We start from the raw sequence: 16,839 nt of genomic DNA on the forward strand, positions 1-16,839 counted from the left end.
TTCCTCCGTTTCAGGTTTTATCGTTGGCGGCATCAGGCCCGGCGACGGCGTCGGCCGCCGGGCCGGTCTTTCGGGATATCGGCGCGGCCAGCGCGCGCACGCGGCGGACAAGACCGGTCACGCCGTCGGGCGAAAACAGCACGACGCCGAGAAAGATCAGTCCGATCAGGGTGTTGAAGCGCTCGCGGTCGATGAAATCGATCGCGAAGTTCTCCACGACGACGAAGAGCAGCGCGCCGACATAGGCACCGATGGGGTGGCCGAGCCCGCCGAGGACCGCCGCCATCAGGACGTCGATCGTTGGCACCAGCGCGATGGAGCCGGGCGAGATCGAGCCGTTCAGCCACAGGCCGAGTAGCCCGCCGATGCCCGCGATCAGCCCGGACACCCCGAACGCCGCGACGCGAAGGCTGGCGACGTGATAGCCGAGCGCGGACAGGCGGCGGGGATTGTCGCGGGCCGCCTGCATGGCGAGGCCGAACGGCGTGGTGGCGAGATAGGTGACGAGCGCGTAGCAGGCGGCGGCACCGCCGAGGCAGAGCCAGTAGAAGGCGCGCGGCGCCGCGAAGGACTCGCCACCGACGACGGGGGCCGCGACCTGGGTGAAGCCGGTGAAGCCGTTGAACAGCGCGTAGTTCTGCAGGGTGAGGTAGTAGAAGCCCATCGCGATCGCGAGCGTCAGCATCAGCGTGTAGATGCCGCTGGTGCGTACCGCGATGAGCCCCACGAGGAGACCGGCGCAGGTCGCGAGGACGAGTGCGATGACGACGGCGGCCGGCATGGGCAGGAGCAGGCCGACGCCCGCCACCGGCGCCGTGAAATAGGCGACGGCGTAGCCGGCGACGCCGGCCAGCGCCATCTGGCCGAGCGAGAGCATGCCGCCATAGGCCGCGAGGAAGACGAGGCTGAGCGCGACGGTGCCGAGCCCGAGCGTGCGGCCGCCGATCTGCTGCACCCAGAAATCGTTGGCGACGAACGGGACGGCGACGAGCGCCAGCAGCACGAGGGCACGGAGTGCGGAGCGGGCCGTCATGTGGGCCTCCCCATCAGGCCCTGCGGCCGCACGGCGAGCACCGCGACCATGATGACGAAAGTGTAGACCACGCCGTAGGTGGGCGTGTAGGCGAGGCCGTAGGTTTCGGCGAGCGCCACCAGCAGCGCGCCGATGGCGGCGCCCGACAGCGAGCCCATGCCGCCGACGATGACGACGATCAGCGACGACAGCAGATAGCGCGCATCCTCGCCCGGCGAGATCGACAGCACCGAGCCACCGATGACGCCGGCGAGACCGGCAAGCCCGGCGCCGATGGCGAACACGCCGAGAAAGACGCGGGGCACGTCGACGCCGAGGGCATCCAGCATGCGCCGGTCGTCGACGCCAGCGCGGATCAGCAGGCCGAGCCGCGTGCGGGTGAGCATCGCCCACAGGCCGATGCCGATCACCACCGCGAGGCCGATCAGCATCAGGCGCGGCATCGGATAACGGTTCACCACCGGCAGCGGCACGAAGCTGCGGAAGATCGCCGGCAGGTCGAGCTGGTAGGCGGTGCCGCCCCAATGCGCCAGCATCAGGTCGGCAAGCACGATCGAGACGCCGATCGCCGCCAGCGTCTGGCGCAGGTCCTGGCCCTGCATCCAGCCGAAGATGCCCTTCTGAAGCAGAGCGCCGGTCAGCGCCGCGACGCCCGCCCCGGCGATAAGCGCCAGAACCCATGAGCCGGACGCGACCGAGACCTCGTAGCCGACATAGCCGCCGAGCAGGTAGAGCGAGCCGTGCGCCATGTTCACGACGCGCATCAGGCCGAAGATCAGGCTGAAGCCGCTGGCGACGATGAAATAGAGCGCCGCGAGCGTAAGCCCGTTGAGGGTCACGGTGAGGAAAAGGCGCCAGTTGATGCTGGCTGCAAGCTCGATCATCGGCGCCTCCGGCCGGGCGCGGAGGCTCGTCCGGGCGCTTCGCGCGTCCCGCGATTCATGGGCTTTCTCCCTGATGTGCCGCGTCCCTTCAGTCGGGCGCTCGCTTTGCATCAGGGATCGCAAGAGCCGTGCCAGCTCAGGAGACAGGCAATTGCTGCCGATTCAGGCGAAATCCGGCGTGCGGAGCGGGTAAAAACGGGTATTATAGGCGTGAAGACCCCGATTTTACCCAATCTGACACGGATGCCGGATCATGCAGGGAGCGATCGTCGCCGAGCCGGCATCTTCGGCCGCCAGAGCCGCCGATTTCGCGGTGCTCGCGCCCTATCTCTCAGGCCTCTCGCCGGAACAGGCGGATATCGTCGGCCTGATGCCGATCGGGTCCGTGAACGAGAGGCTGCTCGCCGCGCTGCCGCCACAGGGCGACGCGAGCGCGGGCAAGCTCATCGCCGGGCTGTTCCTGTGCGATCCGTTTCTGGGCGGGCGCCGGCTGTTCGCCCGTCTGGCCGCCGCCGGCGTGCGCGGGATCGTCAACCTGCCGACCACCAATCTCATTCCGCCCGGTCCTTACCGTCAGGTTCTCAACGCCGCCGGCATCGACCCCGGTGCCGAACTCGCCGCGCTGCGCGAGGCGAGGGAAGCGGGGCTTCAGGTGATGGCGACGGTCGCCTCCTTCGACCAGGCGGCGCGGGCGGCCGAGGCGGGGATCCGGTCGCTGCTGTTCCATCCCGGCTCACCAACCGGCGAAGCCGCGCTCGATCTCAGGCTGGTGGAGGGCGTGCTCGCCTCGGTCGGCCGCATCAGGGCCATGCCCGGCGCGCCCCGGATCGCGCTCTATCGTCACCCCGGCTTCGGCGAGCGGATCGCGCCGGCCTGTGCTCTGGTCGACGACGTCGTCGACTGGGCGCTGCCGCCGCCCCGCGCCGGCGCCCGGCCGCTGTCAGCCGAGGCCGTATAGCCGCATCTTGTTGTAGAGGGTCTTGCGGGAGAGGCCGAGTTCCTGCGCCGCCGCCCCTCGCCGGAAGCGGTTGCGCCGCAGCGCCTCCAGAATCCATTCGCGCTCGCTCTGGGCGCCCGTCGCGGGCTGCGTGGCCGGGTGCACGGCGGCCTCCGATTCCTTCGCCTCAGCGGGGCGCAGCGCTTCTGCGAAGCGCGGGAGCTGGGCGAGCCCGATTCGGTTGCCGTCGCACAGGATCGCCGCGCGTTCGAGCACGTTCTTCAGTTCGCGAATGTTGCCCGGCCAGGAATGCGCCATCAACGCCCGCAGCGCGGGGCCGTCCACCGAATCGACGCTCTCGTTCACCGCCGGGACCGCCGATTGGAGGAAGTGCTCGACGAGCAGGGGAATGTCCTCGATGCGCTCGGCGAGCGAGGGCACGCGGATCTCCATCTTGTTGAGCCGGTAATAGAGGTCCTCGCGGAAGGTGCCCCGCGCCACCATCTGCGTCAGGTCGCGATTGGTGGCGCAGATGATGCGGACATTGATGCGCCGCGACTGGTTGGAACCCAGCCGATCCACCATGCCGGCTTCAAGCACGCGCAGCAGCTTGGCCTGCAACTGCGGTTCGAGATCGCCGATCTCGTCCAGGAACAGCGTGCCGCCGTCGGCCTCCTCGAACCGGCCGATCCGGGTTTTCGTCGCGCCGGTGAACGCGCCCTTCTCGTAGCCGAACAGCTCGCTCTCGAGGAGGTCGCGCGGCAGGGCGGCGCAGTTGACCGCGACCATCGCCCTTGCCGCCCGCCGGCTGCCCGCGTGAAGCGCCTGCGCCACCAGTTCCTTGCCGACACCGTTCGGCCCCTGAACGAGGACGGTCATGTCCGTTGCCGCCACCCGGTCGATCAGTTGCACCACCTCGCGCAGCGGCGGCGAGCGCCCGATCAGTCCGTATCGCCGCCCCTGACCGAGCACCGCATCCTGGATCGCCTCCAGCCGCCGGCTCAGCACATTGACGGATTTGTATTCGGAGGTGGCGCCGGAGACGGCAGCCTCCAGCGGCAGGCGGTCGATGGTCGACCCGCCGATATAGCCGTCCGCCTGCCCGGCCTGGCACACCGTCGCGGCGTTTTCCGGCGTGTCGATCGGCCCGCCTTCGACGACGCAGAGCACATCGGGCCGCCGCCGCCGCACGCGCTGGAAGATCTCGGAGGCGTCGGCCGCGGCCTCGTCGAGGCTGACCATGCTCGGCAGGCTGTCGCGGCCGCCGATGTTCCAGCCGAAATTGAGGCAGACGATATCGACGCCGGCATTGGCCATCAGTTCGGCCTGTTCGGCGGTGCGGGCGTAGCCGATGGCGATCAGCCCGGCCCGCTTCGCGAGCCGCAGCATCTCCACCTCGCGCTCGAAGCCGAGGCCGAGGCGGGCGAGCCCGGCCTGCAGCAGCGGATCGAGATGGATGGCGGTCGGGAAATTCGCCATGCCGGCGAAGCCCTCGCGCTTCACCTGCCCCACGAGGTCGGCGAGATCGGTGCGCGGATCGAACGCGGAGGCGCCGAACACGACGGGGACGGAGACCTTGCCGAGGATCTCGGCGCAGGCGAAGGCCGTCACCACCTCGTTGGCGTCATGGATCGGCAGCATGCAGGCGATCGAAGGCGCGCCCATCACGCGCACCCGCCCGGCATTCAGCGCCAGCAGGAAGTCGGCGCCGCCGCGCTCTGCCGCCTTGGCGATCATGCCCGTGCCGATCGCCGCGCCGATGAGAAAGGGTCTGCCGCCGGATTTTCCGTCGCCCGCCTTCGGCCAACCGGCGGCGCCGCGGGCGGCGACCTGAAGGGGACCGGATGAGAGCGTTGGCACGATGGCAACCCGTTCGCGAGAGGCGGATCGCCGGGAGGATACGCATTCGACGGAGATCGCGCCAGCGGGCGCCGGGCCGGAAGCCCGGTGCGCGCTTTCCGCGCCTCCTGTTCGCCGCGCCGTCTAGAGATCCATCGACTTGCGGGCGGCGGCCTTCGCTCTGGTCAGATGTTGCCGCGCCGCCTTGCGCGCGGCTTTCGCATCGCCGTTGGCGATGGCCTTGTAGAGTTCCGTCATCTCGGCGAGGCTGCCTTCCGCCCTGCCTTCGAGCGACATGGAGCGCCCACGGAAGAAGCTGATGCGCGCCAGCAGGCCCCGGTGAAGCTCTTCGAGAACGGGATTGCCGCAGTTCGCCAGGATGATGCTGTAGAATTCTGCGGCCGTGGTGACCCGCGCCATGCTGTCGTTGCTCGACGCTGCCTGCGCGAACGCGGCGAGAGAGCGTTCGAGCGCCTGCAGCTGCTCGGGCGGAATCCGGGCCGCGCAGCGTCCGGCCGCCTCCACCTCCAGCAGTTCCCGCACCTCGTAGATCGCGACCGCTTCATCCCATGAAAGTGAGGGAATCGACGGCCCGCGATTGGGGATTATCTCGATCAGGCGTTCGGCCTCCAGGCTGCGCAGCGCCTCCCGCAGCGAGGGCCGGCTGATGCCGAGCTGCGCGCACAACTGGCTTTCGACAAGCCGCGTGCCCGGTTGGAACAGCCCGGAAAAGATCGCGAGCCGAAGCTTGCCCACGGCCTCTTGCTGGACCGTTCGCGGCGAAATCTGCAGGTTCAACTCGGGTGGCATCGATCCCAGCTCTCAAACAGGAGGCGCACTCGACCACAGCCTATGCGAGCCGGCCGCGTTTGGATAGATGGCATCGCCATCTTCGTCTGACTTAAAGATTGCAAGACTGTCAGACAATCCGGTTGACGGTCGCTGGCAGGTGTGGTGATCTGAAGCCAGACAAACGGCGGCCAGGATAACGGATGTGGTAACAGCAGCGTCCCTCGATGTGCCCGTTTCGCGGCGCATCGACATCGGCGGCATCACCCTGAATGTCAGGGAAGCCGGCGATGGTCCTCTGATGGTGTTCCTTCATGGGATTACATCGAATTCGGCGGTGTTCGCGCCGCTGACTTCGGTGCTCTCCCGGCGGTTCAGAACGGTCTCCGTCGACCAGAGGGGCCATGGTCTCAGCGACAAGCCGGCGACCGGTTACCGCGCCCGGGATTTCGCGGCCGACATCGCCGGCCTGATCGAGGCGCTCGATCGGGGGCCGGCAATCCTGATCGGGCATTCGCTCGGCTCCCGCAATTCCGTGACGGCGGCGGCGGCCTATCCGCACCTCGTCCGCTCCGTCGTGGCGATCGACTTCACCCCCTATATCGAGACAGAGGTGTTCGACGCCCTGGAGCAGCGGGTCAACGGGGGCGATCAGCTGTTCGCCGACCGTGCCGCCGTCGAGACCTATCTCGCCCGCCGCTATCCGAACCTGCCCGCGGCCGCCATCAGGATCAGGGCCGAAAGCGGCTATCGGGCCGTGGACGGCGGGCTTCGCCCCCTCGCGGCGCCCGCTGCCATGGCCGAGACCGCGTCCGGACTGCGGGAAGAACTGGAGTCCGTCTATCGCGCCGTCGAGAGGCCCGTGCTGATCGTCCGGGGCGAGGTGAGCACGCTGGTGTCGGCTGCGGCTCTCGCCAAGACCGCCCGCCTTCGGCCCGACCTTCCGATCGTCGTCGTGCCGGGTGCCGACCACTACGTGAACGAGGTCGCGCCGGACATCACGCTGAAGGCGATCGCCAATTTCGTCGACGCCTGAGCGGCCGGCATTTGTGACCTCCGTGCGCCTGAGGCGGCGTACGGGAGGCAGCCGACTTGGCAGCCTGACCCTTCAAGACGTCCGGCGTCGCCGGGCGCCGTCGAACTTCGGCGTCCGCCGCTGGCGACGTTCGTAATTGATCCCATGACACGATAGACAGCAGGATCTCGAAAGATGGCCAACCCGAGCGCAGCATCGCACAGGACCCGTCGGGCCGAAATCGCAGGTGGAGGCTTCGCCGGTCTGACGGCCGCGATCGCTCTCAGGCAGAACGGCTGGGATGTCCGGCTTCACGAGAAGAGCCCCGAACTCAGGGCGTTCGGCGCCGGCATCTATCTCTGGCACAACGGCCTTCGCGTGCTCGAAGGGGTCGGCGCTCTGGAAGACGTGCTGAAGGGTTCGCACACGCCGCCGACCTACGAGACCTGGATGCACAACAAGTCGGTCTCGCGGGAAACCTTCAACGGCCTGCCCTGGCGCGTCATGACGCGCCAGCATCTTCACAACGCGCTGGTCAACCGCGCGCGTGCCGTCGGGGTGGAGCTTCGTGTCGATTCCGAGGCGGTTGCCGCCGATCCGGCAGGCCGGCTGACGCTCCACACCGGTGAGGTGCTCGAGGCGGACCTCATCGTCGGCGCGGACGGCGTCGGCTCCAAGGTCCGGGACTCGATCGGCTTCCAGCAGGACAGATGGATCTCCACCGATGGCATCATCCGGCTCATCGTTCCGCGGATGAAGCAGCAGCTCGGCGATGGCGAGTGGGACAACACCATCGACATGTGGAATTTCAGCCCCCGCGTGCAGCGCATTCTTTATTCGCCGTGCAACGCGAACGAGCTGTATCTCGGCCTGATGGCGCCGGCCGCCGATCCGCGGGGCTCGCGCGTGCCGCTCGACCTCGAAGTCTGGGTCGAGATGTTCCCCTTTCTCGAGCCCTGCCTCGTCGAAGCGGCCAAGCTTCAGACGGCGCGGTACGACAAGTACGAGACCACCAAGCTCGACAGCTGGACGCGGGGCAAGGTGGCGTTGCTGGGCGACGCCGCTCACGCCATGTGCCCGGCCCTCGGTCAGGGCGCGGGGTGCGCGATGGTGAACGCCCTGAGCCTCGCACAGGATGTCGAGGCGACCTCCTCAGTCGAGGATGCTCTCGATGCCTGGGAGAAGCGTATTCGCCCGATCACCGATCGCTGCCAGGCGATCTCCGGCCAGTACGCCGCCAATCGCTCCCTGTCGAAGGGCAACATGTTCACGCCGGAGGCGCTTGAAGCCGCCTGCTACGACCCGCTGCGCCGCATACCTTCATGGCCGCAGAACTGAGAGCCCGTCCGCTTGAGCCTGTCCCCTCCGGACCGAACCGGTCTGAACGGCAAGAATAGGCTCAAGCTTTTGAATCTGGAGCGATGTCTTGTCGATCTGTCGATCCCGTCAGATCGGAAGGCGCTCTGGAGCCTATCCCGTTCAGACCGAACCGGTCTGAACGACAAGGATAGGCTCAAGCTTTTGAATCTGGAGCGATTTCTTGTCGATCTGATGTTGCCATCAGATCGGAAAGCGCTCCAAGGCCCCACGCAACGCAACCATCAACATGCCCGGCCGCGCCCAGTCGGCGCACGCCTTGGGAGAGAAGAATGGACTATACGTCTGAAGTTGAGAGACATTACGACGTCAGGGGCTGGTATGCCACCGTGCAGGAAATCCGGCACGACGGCGGACAGCCGGGCGCGCCTCTCATCAAGGCCGCCGTCGGCTTGATCATCCGCAATCCCTACGCCGGCAAGTTCGTCGACAGGCTCGCCGAACTGACCGATCCGAGCCCGCTGATCGGCCACGCCCTGGGTGCCCGGGCGACCGCGCTGCTGGGTGGCAGGCCGGTCGAAAGCTACGGCAAGGGCGGTATCGCCGGCACGGACGGCGAGCAGGAGCACGTCGTGGCGTGCATCACCACCGTCTTCGGCAATCCGCTTCGCGAGGAAGTCGGCGGCGGACAGGCCTGGATCTCCTCCGTCAGCAAGGTGGCGGTCGCCGGAACCCCGATCGACATTCCGCTCGCCCACAAGGATGAACTCTACATCCGCTCGCACTACGACGCCGTCACGTTCCACGTGCCGGACGGCCCGCGCCCGGACGAGTTGCTGATCTGCGTCGCCGTCGCCTCGGGCGGCCGCGTGCATCAGCGCGTCGGCGGCAAGACCGTCGCCGACCTCAAGGCCGCCGTCTGACGCAGCGACGATCAAGGTCGGCAACACGTCAGCAACTCCAGAACGCGTGCCACCGGAAAGACTTCCTCATGCCTTTGAACATCAAAGACCTCAAGATTTCGTCCGCCGATTTCGAGCCCCTCGGCAGGCTGCGCGACGAACATGCCGGTGACAAGGGCAACGTGCTGCCCCGTCTTGCCATCTCCGGCGTTCCGGCGAGTACCCGCGAGCTCGCCGTCATCTGCCACGACCCCGATGCCCCGCTGCCGAACGGCTTTACCCACTGGACCGTCTACGGCATCGATCCGGCGACCACTGACCTCTCGCAGGCGCAGGAAAAATTCCGCGTCGGCCCCAATGGCGTCGGTGCGATGCACTATTACGGTCCCCAGCCGCCGGCCGGTCACGGCATCCACCACTACTATTTCTGGGTCTATGCCCTGGACACAGCGGTGGAAGGGACGCCGACCCGAGAGGAGTTTCTGGCGAAATATGCCGGAAACATCATCGAGCAAAACCGGATCGTCGGCCTCTACGAGAACGTCTGAGCTGCCACGCCCGCAGCCGCGGGCGCGATGTCGACGGATTTTTTGACAGGAGATCACCAGGATGGACGCGATGAGCCCTGCGCGCCAGACGGCATTCAAAGAGCTGGTCATCGGCACGAAGATTCTTCTGAACGAAGGAATATTGGACACGTTCGGGCACATCAGCGTGCGTGATCCCGAGGATCCGAACTATTTCTTCCTGCCGCAGAAAATCGCCCCGAGCCTGGTGACCGAGAACGATATCCAGCGCATCGACCTCGATGGCGAGACGGACGACAATCGGCCCTCCTATCTCGAGCGGTTCATTCACAGCGAGATCTACAAGGCGCGGCCGGACGTCCACAGCGTGCTTCACAGCCACTCGCCGGCCGTGATCCCGTACTGCTTCGTGGACCAGCCGCTCCGGCCGGTGTCGCACATGGGCGCCTTTCTCGGCGATGCGGTGCCTGTCTACGAGATCCGCGAGACGCGCGGCGACGCGACCGATCTTTTCGGCAACAGCCCGGATGTGTGCCGCGAGATCGCCGAGGCGCTCGGCCAGTATCCCGTCGTGCTGATGGCCCGTCACGGCGTCGTCAATGTCGGCAGCTCGATCCGGCAGGTGGTGTTCCGCGCCTTCTATCTCGAACAGAACGCGGCGGCCCAGACCGAGGGGCTCAAGATCGGCACGATCAAATATCTCTCCCCGGGCGAGATCGAGACGGCCGGCAAGCTCGTCGGGGCCCAGATCGACCGCGGCTGGGATCACTGGTCGCAGCGTCTTCGTCAGGCCGGCCTGCTCTAGAACTCGTCCGATCGGACGGTCTGTCTGATCGGAAGAAATCGCTGCCGATTCAATAAGTCGCGCATATCCCACGCGTTCAGGTCTCGCGCCGATCTGAACGGGCTCCGGCACGACCGCCGGCCGCAGCCGACGGCGGCTGCCGGCGGTGCTTCATCCGCAAGTGGATGCCGATCGGCTCTGAAACTGAAGAGCGCCACGCAGAGGACAGCGAAACGCACCATGCCGCACCGGGAAAGCTACGATTACATCATTGTAGGCGCTGGGTCGGCCGGCTGCGTTCTCGCGAACCGGTTGAGCGCGGATCCGAAATGCTCCGTGCTGCTGCTGGAGGCTGGCGGCTGGGATCGTGATCCGATGATCCACATCCCCCTCGGCTGGGGCAAGATCCTGACCGAGCGCCGCCACGACTGGATGTATTTCTGCGAGCCGGAGGACAATGTCGGCGGCCGCAAGGTCGAGTGCGCGCGCGGCAAGGTCGTCGGCGGCTCGTCCTCGACCAACGCGATGGCTTATGTCCGCGGCAATCGCGGCGACTACGATCGCTGGGCGGCGGCGGGTCTCGACGACTGGTCCTACGACAAGGTCCTCCCCTATTTCCGCAAGACCGAGACCTGGGAGGGCGGCGCCGACGCCTATCGCGGGGGTTCGGGACCGCTGCGGACGCAGTTCTGCCGCTACAAGGATCCCCTGATCGAGGCCTTCGCCGAGGCCAGCGTGCAGTCGGGATATCCCCAGACCCGCGACTATAACGGCGCGGAGCAGGAAGGCTTCGGCCGCCTGCAGATGACGATCTCGAACGGCCGGCGCTGCTCAACCGCGTCCGCCTACCTGCGCCCGGCCATGAAGCGCCCGAACCTGACGGTGCTGACGGACGCCATGGCCACCCGCGTCCTGATCGAAGGCACGCGCGCGACGGGCATCGCGCTCCGCCATCGCGGCAGCGACCGCAAGGTGCTGGCGCGGCGCGAGGTGCTGCTGTCGGGTGGCGTCATTAACACGCCGCAGCTTCTGATGCTGTCGGGGATCGGGGCGCACGAGGAGCTCGCCGCCCACGGCATCGGCACCACGCTGAACCTGCCGGCCGTCGGCAAGAACCTGCAGGACCACGTCTCTGTCATCCTGATGTACCGGCGCAAGGAGCCGGGACCGTTCCACCGCATGATGCGCGCCGACCGGATCGGGCTCGACTTCGCCCGGACCTACCTGTCGGGCAAGGGCTTTTCGGCGGACGTTCCGGGCGGCGTCGTCGCCTTTCTCAAAAGCGGGCCCGAGAGGCCGCTGCCGGACGTGCAGCTTCTGTTCACCGCAGCCCCCCTTGCGGCGTGGCCCTACATGCCGCCGATCAAGCAGCCCTTCCAGGACGGCTTTGCGACGCGTGTGGTGGCCACGCAGCCGGAAAGCCGCGGCTCGGTGAAGCTGGCCTCGGCCGATCCGCAGGCCGCACCCCTGATCCACCAGAACTTTCTCGCCTCGCCGAAGGACTGGCAGTCGCTGCGGGCCGGCTTTCGGGTGGCCCGGCAGCTGGCGATGCAGCCGGCGATGCAGCCGTTCATCAAGGCCGAGTTCTTCCCCGGCCCGACATGCCAGAGCGACGACGAGATCGACGAACATATCCGCCGCACCTCCATCACCGTTCACCACCCGGCCGGCACCTGCCGGATGGGGGCGGACGAGGCTTCGGTGGTCGATCCCGAGCTTCGCGTGCGCGGCCTTGCCGGCCTGAGGGTCGTCGACGCCTCGGTCATGCCCGACCTCGTCTGCGGCAACATCAACGCAGCGGTGATCATGATCGCCGAGAAGGCCGCGGATCTCATCGCAACATCAAACGCATACGGGACAGCGTCATGATCAGACGGATCGCCATCATCGGACTAGGCACGATGGGCCCCGGCATGGCCGCGAGGCTCGCGAGGGGTGGTATCGACGTCGTGGCCTATGACGTCGCCGCCGAGGCGATCGCGCGGGCTCCGGCGATGCTGGCCGCCGCCGATTCGGTGCTCGACGCTCTCGCGATCGGGGGGCCCGCCGCGGGGGGCGGCTCCGTGCGGCTGACCACCGATCTCGCCGACGCGGTATCCGGCGCCGATCTCGTGATCGAGAACGTTCCGGAGAACATCGCCATCAAGGCCGAGGTCTACCGCGCCATCGACGGCCTCATCTCCGCCGACACGATCGTCGCGTCCGACACGTCGGGGATTCCGATCACCAAACTGCAGGCCCACATCTCCAATCCCGGCCGGATGGTCGGCATGCACTGGTCCAATCCGCCGCACATCATCCCGATGATCGAGGTGATCGCCGGCGAAGCCACGGCGCCGGCGACGGTCGCGGTCATCCGCGACTTCATCCGCGGGCTCGGGCTTCTGCCGGTGCTCGTGAAGAAGGACGTTCCGGGCTTCGTCGAGAACCGGGTGCTGTATGCCCTGCTCCGCGAGGTTGTCGATCTCGTCGAGCGCGGCGTCATCGAGCCCGAGGATGTCGATACCTGCGTGTCCTGGGGCATCGGCTACAAGCTTGCCGTCGTGGGCCCCATGGCCCTGCTCGATATGGCCGGACTCGACATCTACAACTCCGTCTCGACGTTCCTGAACGAGGATTTGTGCGACCGGAAGGACGTCGCGCCGATGATCGGCCGCAAGATCGAAGCCGGCACCCTCGGCATCAAGTCCGGACAGGGGGTCTATTCTTATCCCCGCGACGGCATCGCGCAGCTCCAGCGCGACCGGGCGCAAAAGCTCGTCGCCATCCGCCGCATCCTCGAAGGGCGGGACTAGAGCCATGGCACCACGCGCACGACACACCACGCGCACGACGGAAATCCGGACAGAGACACGGTATTGCGGGCCGAGGCCATGAGTGAATCCGGCGCATCGGCGCATATTTCAGTCTCGAACGTCTCGGTCGATTTCGGCGGCAAGCAGAGCCGGGTCCGCGTCCTCAGCGGCGTCAACCTGAAGGTCCGCCGGGGCGGCTTCGCCAGCCTGATCGGCCCTTCGGGCTGCGGCAAGAGCACCTTGCTCAAGATCCTCTCGGGGCTGCTGACGCCGAGCGAGGGCACGGTCAGCGTGGCCGGCCTGCGTCCGCAGCAGGCCGTGCTCGAACGGCGCGTCGGCCTCGTCTTTCAGGAGGCGACCCTGATGCCCTGGAAGACGGCCCGGCAGAATGTCTGCCTGCTGATGGAGCTGTCGGACAAGGCCAGAACCCGGGCCGAGATCAACGACAGGGCGGAAGAGATGCTGCGCCTGGTCGGGCTGGGGCACGCGATGGATCGCTATCCCACCCAGCTTTCCGGCGGCATGCGCCAGCGAGTTTCCATCGCCCGCGCCCTCGCGCTCGATCCCGAGGTGCTGCTGATGGACGAGCCGTTCGGCGCGCTGGACGCCATCACGCGCGAGGAAATGTGCGCGTTCATTCTGGAGATCTGGCAGCGCACCGGGAAGACGATCGTCCTCGTCACCCATTCCATCGATGAGGCGGTGTTCCTCTCCGAAGAGGTCCACGTCATGGCGACGGGTCCGGCGCGGATCCTGGAAAGCCTCGATGTCCGCGTGCCCTATCCGCGCACCGACGACAGCTTCACCGATCCCGCCTTCATCGAGGCGTCGAACCATCTGCGTCGCCTGCTCAAGGCCAGTCATGCGAGGACGGTCGCCCCATGAAGACGATCACCCAAGCCATTCCCGCACTGCTGCTGTCGCTCGCCATCCTGATCGTGTGGCAGATCAGCTGCATGGTGTACGACATTCCCGTCTACGCCCTGCCGAGCCCGCTCCAGGTGCTGGAAGTTCTGATCAACCAGCAGCAGCTGCTCGCCGAGGCGGCGCTTGTCACGGGGACGGAAGTCGTCATCGGCTTTCTGCTTTCGGCCGTGGTCGGGGTCGCCCTCGCCCTGGTCATCAGCCGCTTCGCCGCGTTCGGGCGGGCGCTCTACCCGATCGTGGTGCTGTTCCAGACGGTGCCGAAGATCGCCATGGCCCCGCTCTTCATTCTCTGGTTCGGGTTCACGCTGTTTCCGAAGATCCTGCTGATCGTCGTCATCGCCTTCTTCCCGGTGGCGCTGAACATGCTGGCCGGCCTTCAGTCCACGGACGAGAACCTCATCTCGCTGTTTCGCTCCGTCGGGGCGACGCGGACGCAGATCCTGCTTCGCGTGCAGATTCCCAATTCCCTGCCCGGGTTGATGGCCGGCCTCAAGGTCGCGATCACCCTCAGCGTCATCGGCGCGATCGTCGGGGAATTTGCCGGAGCCTCCGCCGGACTTGGCTATGTCATTCAGTTTGCTTCCACCCAGCTGGAGACACCTCTGGTGTTCGCCGCCCTGGTCGAAGTCTCCATTGTCGGAATCCTGTTCTACTACCTGATCGAGTTCCTCGAATACCGTTTCATCTTCTGGGTTCCGAGAGCCGGACGCGCGCTCGGCGGCGTCTGACGGATAGTCGTGCCTGAACAGCATCAACAAAGAACCGAGAGCGGGAACATGAGAAAATTCGGATATCGTCTTGCCGTCGTGGGTGCGCTTCTTGCGGGCGCCATGAGTTTCTCCGGTGCCGCCTCGGCGGCGGATGACGTCACCGTCCAGCTCGACTGGGTGGTGCGCGGCGCCCATGCCATGTTCTTCGTCGGCCAGCAGAAGGGCTTCTTCGCGGAGAACGGCATCAACCTGACCGAGGTGCACAAGGGCAGCGGCTCGGCCAACGCGCTGCGGATCGTCGCCAACGGCAATGCCACGTTCGGCTTCGCCGACGTTCCGACCCTGATGACCGGGCTGACCCAGGGCATTCCGGTCACCTCCATCGCCGTGATCAACCAGCGCAGCACGCTGGCGATGATCTCCATCAAGGACAAGCACCCGCTCGAGAAGCCGTCCGACCTGAAAGGACTCCAGGTCGGCGTCAGCCCCGCGGCCGGCTCGGCCTATATCTTTCTGAAGACCTTCCTCGCCCAGAACGGCATGTCGCTCGACGACATCAAGCAGAACACCGTCTCTCCGCCCTACGAGAACTATCTCGTCATGGGCCGCGTCGACGCGATCCCCGGCTATATCGATGCCGAGGTTCCGGAACTGGAAGCGAAGACGGGAGGCCCGGGCTCGCTTTCGATCCTGCAGGGCGCGGACTACGGCTATGTCGCGTTCGGCTCCGGGCTGCTGGCCTCGGACAAGCTGATCAAGGAGAACCCGGATCTCGTCAAGCGCTTCATCAAGGGTTATCTGGAAGCGATGGCCTACACCGCCGATCATCCCGAAGAAGCGGTGGCGGATATCGTCAAGGCCAATCCGGAATACAAGGGCAAGGAAGATGTCCTGCTTGAGGAACTGAAGTTCGACATCGCCCATTCCTTCTTCACCGACAACACCAAGGCCCACGGCATGGGCTGGATTTCGCCGGAACAGTGGTCTGCCACCGTGAAAATGCTTCAGAAGGAAGGCGGCTTGCCGGCGACCGCCAGCGCCACCACCGGCTTCACGAACGAGTTCGTCGACGCCGCCGCTCCTGTGCGCCGCTGACGGGCATCGTCGCAAAGCGCGGAGAGCGCTGACCGAGCACCCGCCGGCAACGGTCTAGATGCGACAACCGGAAGGCGCCCGCGCGGACATCCCGCGAACGGGCGCCTTCTTGCTATTCCGTCGCTAGAGCATAACCCGTTCAGATCGAACTGATCTGAGCGATAAGAAAGCGCTCCACGCCGATCGGATCACGGCGCCTCGATCGCCACCCGTCGAACGTCCGCGGGACGGCGGAAAATCAGAGGGTGCTCCCGTCCTGCGAGGCGGCGCGCAGGCGTTCGGCGTCGCGCGCGGGCGGCGCCCCGAACAGGCGTGCATATTCGCGGCTGAACTGGGACGCGCTTTCGTAGCCGACTGCATAGGCGGTGCGCGCCGCGTCGGTGCTGGTCGTTAGCAGGCGCCGCGCGGCCTGAAGGCGCAGCGTCTTCTGATATTGCAGCGGGCTCATCGCGGTGGCCGCCTTGAAGTGGCGGTGGAAGGACGGCACGCTCATGCCGGCGATCGCGGCCAAGGTCTCCGTCCTGAGTGTCTGGTCGAAATTGCGGCGGATCCAGCTGATCGCACGGCGTACCTGCGACAGGCGGCTGTCCTCGCGCCCGATCTGCCTCAGCATCGGGCCGTGCGCCCCCTGCAGCAGGCGGTAGAGCACCTCCCGCTCGCGTGACGGCGCGAGGAAGGCGATGTCCTCCGGCGTGTCCAGCAGCGCGAGCAGGCTGTCCCAGGCTTGCAGCAGCCCGGTCGTGACCGGCGCCACGGCGAAGCCGGCGACCGGCTCGGTGGGCGGCGCAGGCGGCAGTTCCGCGAGCAGGTCCGTCAGCGCCTCCCGGTCGAGAGCGAGGCTCGCGACCACATAAGGCTCGTCCCGCGTCGCCTCGATCACACATCCGGTGGCCGGCAGTTCGAGCGAGGCGACGAAGCAGCTCCCGGTGCCATAGTGCAGCACGCGGTCGCCGATCAGCACCTGCTTGGCGCCTTGCAGCACCACGCAGATCATCGGTTCGTAGAGCGTCGTCACCGGCGTGCTGTGCTGCCGGGCAATCCCGATTCCGACACGCGGCACCGGCGTCTCCAGCCGCATTCCGTCGGTATGGCGCGCGATGCGCCGGCACATGCGCTCGAGCAGATCGCGTTCCAGCTGATCGCGTTCGGGCGGATTGGGGTTGGGCAGGTCCTGCATGGCGGTGAGATCGTCCTTTCCGGCTTCCGCCGCAAGGTCGCGACAAGGCCGCGATAGGATCAGGCAAGACGTTGATACGATCGGGCGTTCGCCGGGGCAAGCCGCCGA

At 66.7% G+C, this 16,839-nt stretch carries 16 protein-coding genes; 11 read left to right on the plus strand and 5 right to left on the minus strand.

All coding sequences use genetic code 11. The features are described 5' to 3' along the window. Positions 1-10: 10 nt before the first annotated feature. Both BUF17_RS16775 and BUF17_RS16780 read right to left on the minus strand, forming a co-directional pair. Complete coding sequence (locus BUF17_RS16775) at positions 11-1,033, minus strand: branched-chain amino acid ABC transporter permease (RefSeq protein WP_073630826.1); 1,023 nt, start codon at positions 1,031-1,033, stop codon at positions 11-13. Further along, positions 1,030-1,917, minus strand: a complete 888-nt coding sequence (locus BUF17_RS16780; protein ID WP_073630828.1) for a branched-chain amino acid ABC transporter permease — start codon at positions 1,915-1,917, stop codon at positions 1,030-1,032. The genes BUF17_RS16775 and BUF17_RS16780 overlap by 4 nt, the downstream gene beginning before the upstream one ends. Before the next feature lie 253 nt (positions 1,918-2,170). Between BUF17_RS16780 and BUF17_RS16785 the strand changes: the two genes are divergently transcribed. Further along, positions 2,171-2,875 (plus strand): phosphoenolpyruvate hydrolase family protein, encoded by a 705-nt coding sequence (locus BUF17_RS16785; protein ID WP_073630830.1) that lies wholly within the window; start codon positions 2,171-2,173, stop codon positions 2,873-2,875. Here the strand turns inward: BUF17_RS16785 and BUF17_RS16790 are convergent. Next, complete coding sequence (locus tag BUF17_RS16790; RefSeq protein WP_084564813.1) at positions 2,858-4,714, minus strand: phosphoenolpyruvate hydrolase family protein; 1,857 nt, start codon at positions 4,712-4,714, stop codon at positions 2,858-2,860. The two genes, BUF17_RS16785 and BUF17_RS16790, sit on opposite strands and share 18 nt — an antisense overlap. A gap of 123 nt (positions 4,715-4,837) precedes the next feature. Beyond that, positions 4,838-5,503: a GntR family transcriptional regulator gene (locus BUF17_RS16795; RefSeq protein WP_073630832.1), complete on the minus strand. Its 666-nt coding sequence runs from the start codon at positions 5,501-5,503 to the stop codon at positions 4,838-4,840. Between the two features lie 184 nt (positions 5,504-5,687). Here BUF17_RS16795 and BUF17_RS16800 point away from each other — a divergent pair, with 184 nt between their 5' ends. The 10 genes from BUF17_RS16800 (at position 5,688) to BUF17_RS16845 (ending at position 15,554) form a co-directional block, all read left to right on the plus strand. Beyond that, positions 5,688-6,518, plus strand: coding sequence for an alpha/beta fold hydrolase (locus BUF17_RS16800; protein ID WP_073630834.1), 831 nt, complete (start codon positions 5,688-5,690; stop codon positions 6,516-6,518). Between the two features lie 174 nt (positions 6,519-6,692). Next, a complete protein-coding gene (locus BUF17_RS16805; RefSeq protein WP_073630836.1) occupies positions 6,693-7,835 on the plus strand; it encodes an FAD-dependent oxidoreductase in 1,143 nt (380 codons plus the stop codon). A 311-nt stretch (positions 7,836-8,146) separates the two neighbouring features. Further along, positions 8,147-8,737, plus strand: coding sequence for an amino acid synthesis family protein (locus tag BUF17_RS16810; RefSeq protein WP_073630838.1), 591 nt, complete (start codon positions 8,147-8,149; stop codon positions 8,735-8,737). Between the two features lie 68 nt (positions 8,738-8,805). After that, positions 8,806-9,264: a YbhB/YbcL family Raf kinase inhibitor-like protein gene (locus BUF17_RS16815; RefSeq protein WP_073630840.1), complete on the plus strand. Its 459-nt coding sequence runs from the start codon at positions 8,806-8,808 to the stop codon at positions 9,262-9,264. A 61-nt stretch (positions 9,265-9,325) separates the two neighbouring features. Beyond that, positions 9,326-10,048, plus strand: coding sequence for a class II aldolase/adducin family protein (locus tag BUF17_RS16820; RefSeq protein ID WP_073630842.1), 723 nt, complete (start codon positions 9,326-9,328; stop codon positions 10,046-10,048). 219 nt (positions 10,049-10,267) lie between these two features. Continuing rightward, the gene (locus tag BUF17_RS16825) at positions 10,268-11,896 is read left to right on the plus strand and encodes a GMC family oxidoreductase (protein WP_073630844.1); all 1,629 of its coding nucleotides are present in this window, start codon (positions 10,268-10,270) and stop codon (positions 11,894-11,896) included. Next, positions 11,893-12,822 (plus strand): 5-formyl-3-hydroxy-2-methylpyridine 4-carboxylate 5-dehydrogenase, encoded by a 930-nt coding sequence (fhmpcd1, locus tag BUF17_RS16830; RefSeq protein WP_073630846.1) that lies wholly within the window; start codon positions 11,893-11,895, stop codon positions 12,820-12,822. Before BUF17_RS16825 ends, fhmpcd1 begins: the two co-directional genes overlap by 4 nt. A gap of 78 nt (positions 12,823-12,900) precedes the next feature. Then, the gene (locus tag BUF17_RS16835; protein WP_084564815.1) at positions 12,901-13,707 is read left to right on the plus strand and encodes an ABC transporter ATP-binding protein; all 807 of its coding nucleotides are present in this window, start codon (positions 12,901-12,903) and stop codon (positions 13,705-13,707) included. Beyond that, positions 13,704-14,477 (plus strand): ABC transporter permease, encoded by a 774-nt coding sequence (locus tag BUF17_RS16840; RefSeq protein WP_073630848.1) that lies wholly within the window; start codon positions 13,704-13,706, stop codon positions 14,475-14,477. The genes BUF17_RS16835 and BUF17_RS16840 overlap by 4 nt, the downstream gene beginning before the upstream one ends. A 48-nt stretch (positions 14,478-14,525) precedes the next feature. Further along, the gene (locus tag BUF17_RS16845) at positions 14,526-15,554 is read left to right on the plus strand and encodes an ABC transporter substrate-binding protein (RefSeq protein WP_073630850.1); all 1,029 of its coding nucleotides are present in this window, start codon (positions 14,526-14,528) and stop codon (positions 15,552-15,554) included. Positions 15,555-15,792: 238 nt separating this feature from the next. On the opposite strand, the gene BUF17_RS16850 is transcribed toward BUF17_RS16845, so the two are convergent. Further along, the gene (locus BUF17_RS16850) at positions 15,793-16,731 is read right to left on the minus strand and encodes an AraC family transcriptional regulator (RefSeq protein ID WP_073630852.1); all 939 of its coding nucleotides are present in this window, start codon (positions 16,729-16,731) and stop codon (positions 15,793-15,795) included. Positions 16,732-16,839: the final 108 nt, after the last annotated feature.

This window comes from Pseudoxanthobacter soli DSM 19599 (assembly GCF_900148505.1).
GTDB classification, from domain to species: Bacteria; Pseudomonadota; Alphaproteobacteria; order Rhizobiales; family Segnochrobactraceae; genus Pseudoxanthobacter; species Pseudoxanthobacter soli.

Excerpts from the sequence above, each read along its gene's own strand:
- BUF17_RS16775 (WP_073630826.1), bottom strand. The coding sequence starts at position 1,033 with ATGACGGCCCGCTCCGCACTCCGTGCCCTCGTGCTGCTGGCGCTCGTC.
- BUF17_RS16780 (WP_073630828.1), bottom strand. The coding sequence starts at position 1,917 with ATGATCGAGCTTGCAGCCAGCATCAACTGGCGCCTTTTCCTCACCGTG.
- BUF17_RS16785 (WP_073630830.1), top strand. The coding sequence starts at position 2,171 with ATGCAGGGAGCGATCGTCGCCGAGCCGGCATCTTCGGCCGCCAGAGCC.
- BUF17_RS16795 (WP_073630832.1), bottom strand. The coding sequence starts at position 5,503 with ATGCCACCCGAGTTGAACCTGCAGATTTCGCCGCGAACGGTCCAGCAA.
- BUF17_RS16805 (WP_073630836.1), top strand. The coding sequence starts at position 6,693 with ATGGCCAACCCGAGCGCAGCATCGCACAGGACCCGTCGGGCCGAAATC.
- BUF17_RS16810 (WP_073630838.1), top strand. The coding sequence starts at position 8,147 with ATGGACTATACGTCTGAAGTTGAGAGACATTACGACGTCAGGGGCTGG.
- BUF17_RS16815 (WP_073630840.1), top strand. The coding sequence starts at position 8,806 with ATGCCTTTGAACATCAAAGACCTCAAGATTTCGTCCGCCGATTTCGAG.
- BUF17_RS16820 (WP_073630842.1), top strand. The coding sequence starts at position 9,326 with ATGGACGCGATGAGCCCTGCGCGCCAGACGGCATTCAAAGAGCTGGTC.
- BUF17_RS16825 (WP_073630844.1), top strand. The coding sequence starts at position 10,268 with ATGCCGCACCGGGAAAGCTACGATTACATCATTGTAGGCGCTGGGTCG.
- fhmpcd1 (WP_073630846.1), top strand. The coding sequence starts at position 11,893 with ATGATCAGACGGATCGCCATCATCGGACTAGGCACGATGGGCCCCGGC.
- BUF17_RS16835 (WP_084564815.1), top strand. The coding sequence starts at position 12,901 with ATGAGTGAATCCGGCGCATCGGCGCATATTTCAGTCTCGAACGTCTCG.
- BUF17_RS16840 (WP_073630848.1), top strand. The coding sequence starts at position 13,704 with ATGAAGACGATCACCCAAGCCATTCCCGCACTGCTGCTGTCGCTCGCC.
- BUF17_RS16845 (WP_073630850.1), top strand. The coding sequence starts at position 14,526 with ATGAGAAAATTCGGATATCGTCTTGCCGTCGTGGGTGCGCTTCTTGCG.
- BUF17_RS16850 (WP_073630852.1), bottom strand. The coding sequence starts at position 16,731 with ATGCAGGACCTGCCCAACCCCAATCCGCCCGAACGCGATCAGCTGGAA.